This window comes from Endozoicomonas atrinae, assembly GCF_001647025.1.
In the GTDB taxonomy this organism is placed as follows: Bacteria; Pseudomonadota; Gammaproteobacteria; order Pseudomonadales; family Endozoicomonadaceae; genus Endozoicomonas; species Endozoicomonas atrinae.
In genome coordinates, this window is the sequence record NZ_LUKQ02000414.1 from 1 (window position 1) to 3,263 (window position 3,263).

The following is a 3,263-nucleotide window of genomic DNA, read 5'->3' on the forward strand; positions in this document are numbered from 1 at the left end:
TGAGAACCTTATTTCCGAAGATTAAAAAAACGGAAAGCGTATAGTTGTGTGATTTTGAAGATTTAAGTTGGACTTACCATCATGCTAGTAATTTGAGATAGCTTCTTACAAAGTCGCACATCGCGTACTTATTGAGAAAGGAAACCGGGGTCAGGCACCCTCCCGGGGAGGATAGTGCCAGTTCAGCTTTCGTTTGTGGACAAAAGCTTCAGGTGGATAATACTTATAACTGATAAGAATTCAACTATTTATTCCTTTATACCCTGATCGCTGTTGATCTTCCGCTTCAGACCAAGAATAGGTTGCATCTGAAGATTAATCCCCTGCCAGAATTAAGCTCCTCGCGACTCTCTCTCTGCTGACACTGCCGTTTCAGCCTGTGGGAAGGCTTTTGTCATTGAGGGTATAAATCCCGACCGTTAAAAATGATATACTAATCGTTAATGAGTGTTCAGCCATGTTTATGATTATAAAGTAAAAATGGTGACAGAATGGTGACAGAAAATTCACCTTTCGTTTTATAAGGTCAGACAAAACAATAGGTTATGGTTGTAATGCGAGAGCAGGTTCAAAATATTGAATAGAAAAGCCTTTTGCAGTCAATGAGTTATATTTATTTTGTTGTAAATAATAGGGCTTGTTCCCTAGTCTGGCTTATCCTATAGAATATAGGCTTAAAACAGGGAGCTTTCCCTGGAGTGTTCATGAATATTGGCAAACTTTACATTATTGCTGCCCCTTCCGGTGCTGGAAAGACCAGCCTGGTAAAGGCGATGGTTGAGTCCACGCCTCATGTGCGTGTGTCTGTTTCTCATACAACCCGAGGTATCCGACCCGGGGAACAGGATGGGGTAAACTACCACTTTACTTCCTTAGAAGGCTTTCAGGACATGTTGAACAAAGGCATGTTTCTAGAGCATGCAGAAGTATTTGGGAATTATTATGGAACTTCAGCACACTGGGTTCGTGAACAGCTGAACAAAGGCGAAGACGTTATCCTGGAGATTGACTGGCAGGGAGCACAACAGGTGCGCCGTTTGATGCCTGATGCCGTTTCAATTTTTATCCTGCCGCCTTCTCTTGAGGCGTTGAGAGAGCGACTGATCGGACGGGCTACTGATGACCTTTCCATTATCGAAAGGCGGATGTCTCAAGCGGTCAGCGAAATGTCACACTACGGTGAGTTTGACTATCTGGTGATTAATGATGAGTTTGATCTTGCCTTGCGGGATCTGCAAACCATTATTCGAAGCCAGCGTCTGTCAATCAATTGGATGCAGCATTACAAGGAAGACTTGATCAAGGGACTGATTCATTAAGGAAAACTGGTCAATAGCCTTAGTCTTATAGGCTATTGACCCAATGCCTAGTTAATACAGTATTTCTTAAATGGTATTTTTAAAATGTGATCCATGGAGTGGATTGTTATGTCAGGCTCTGGAGGGACGGGTGATATCAGCTCAGCGATGCCGTTGAGTTTATCGCAAAAGCACAGCACTATTGAAACTCCAACCGGTAAGCTCGACAGCTTATCTGTGAGGCACGTTTCTACTAAGAATAAAATTTCTCGCAAAACCAGGCTGTTGGATGGCCTTAAAAAGATTTTAGAATTTAGCTCTATTACTGTAGTACCTTCGAGCCAAAGTTACTTAACGCAGCATGATCAAAAAGCTGCACCTGCAAATACCTCTCACACAGAAAAAAATCCAGAAGTAAAAAGCGAAGATTCCCATGAGGAAATGAAAAAGTCAGTCGGTAAAGAGGCAACGGATCTACAGATTTCGTTTATGAGAAATACCAAAGCCTGGAAAAATCTTGAAAAAGCTTCTGGCTCATCAAAAAAAAATAAAGTAAAAGAGAAAGGATTCAGTCAACTACTGGATATATTAAAACAAAAGGATATTAGTCGTAAGAGTGATCTGAATCTAATGGTCTTGTTCGCGGCTGATAAATATGAAAAAGGCAGCCTCTCTCAAGATCAAATGGTTCGATATTTAGATGTTCTGGTTGAAAAATACACCACAGCAAAAGCTACGGAGCAAGAAAAAGTTATTTGTTGTTCATTAGTACCAACTGGTTCAGAAAGAACAGGCCGTGGAAGTAATAAACCATTAAGAGCAAGCGAGTCGGTTCAATTAGCTGAGCTTATGGTAACAACTGACGATCGTTGGCAGGCCCTTTATAAAAAAGGTAATGATATTGTTCAGAGCTATATGATGGATTTTCCCTTAACCGGTTATGGCTGGCAGATGGATTTTAAAAATATCTCAAGGACTGTTGATCGAAAGTTACGGGCTTTACTCTCTGATCGTCTAAAGGATCAGGTGGTTAAAGAGTCGGGAAGCCAGCGATTGACGATGACAGCTGAGTTTCAACGTCAGATTTCAGAGGGTATACATAGGTCACTTGACGAGTTTGCAGATAGTTTGCTGATGTCAGCCAGGTCCAGAGCTGATAGCAAAGGCCAGTCTGTACGTGATAGTGGAAAAGAAATTAAAAATAAGGTTATTAAAAGAAGAAATCAATTGGTGACAGTTCTGCAAAGACAGTTTGGAGAAAGAGTCTTCTTGGAAGCTATGCAGATTCCTGTTGGTAAGATGGTTAAAAGGAAAGTGAATTTTTTTGTTAAGACATATGAGAGTCAATCTGAAAAAGTCGCTCTTCCTGAAGCAATGACTCAACCTGAGAAAATACCAGTTGCTGAAAGTAAAAACGATATTGGTTTAGAGTTATTAAAGCTTCGTGTTGGAGAGGGTGAGCTTCCAAAAGATAGGCAGGTAGAGAAGTGGTTAGAGTCGCTGCCGCCATTTTTACCTAAAGGTAAGCCGCAGCAAACGGTTAAAACAGAACTCGCGATAGCTTGCCAGCCCCGTGATGTCAAAAGACAAGGAAATGTCCAAAATCTTATCAAGAGATTTGAGGCGCTTATCGAATATCATAAAAAATGATGCGGAAAATCACCTGATCAATCACGTAACAATTGATCCTGCCCGCCAGTCTTTATGGTGACCAGCGAGCAGAAGAATTACTATTCTTACAGGTTCTTAGGAGCCTGTAAATAATTCTGTGTAAACGCCACCAAAACTATTACTCCTTGAACCGGTCAGGAAACATAATTTCAAACCGGTTCATGGCTGCTTTCCAGTTCCTGATCGGCATGGTCCATTTCTCGGAAGCTTTTTCCATGGCCAGATAGATTACCTTCATGACTGACTCATCAGTCCGAAAAATCTTCCGGTTCTTGATCGCCTTACGAATGACGC

The 3,263-nt window shown here is 41.4% G+C and carries 2 protein-coding genes and 1 pseudogene; 2 read left to right on the plus strand and 1 reads right to left on the minus strand.

What is annotated here, in order from left to right; all coding sequences use genetic code 11:
• The first annotated feature begins 704 nt into the window (after positions 1-704).
• Together gmk and AK963_RS27180 are read left to right on the plus strand one after the other, a co-directional pair.
• Positions 705-1,319, plus strand: coding sequence for a guanylate kinase (gene gmk, locus AK963_RS27175; protein ID WP_066018459.1), 615 nt, complete (start codon positions 705-707; stop codon positions 1,317-1,319).
• Positions 1,320-1,427: 108 nt separating this feature from the next.
• Entirely contained in the window at positions 1,428-2,948 is a 1,521-nt protein-coding gene (locus AK963_RS27180) for a hypothetical protein (RefSeq protein ID WP_066018460.1), read from the plus strand.
• A 139-nt stretch (positions 2,949-3,087) separates the two neighbouring features.
• On the opposite strand, the pseudogene AK963_RS36080 reads toward AK963_RS27180, so the two are convergent.
• Positions 3,088-3,263 (minus strand): annotated as a pseudogene (locus tag AK963_RS36080) (IS256 family transposase); the annotation flags it as partial.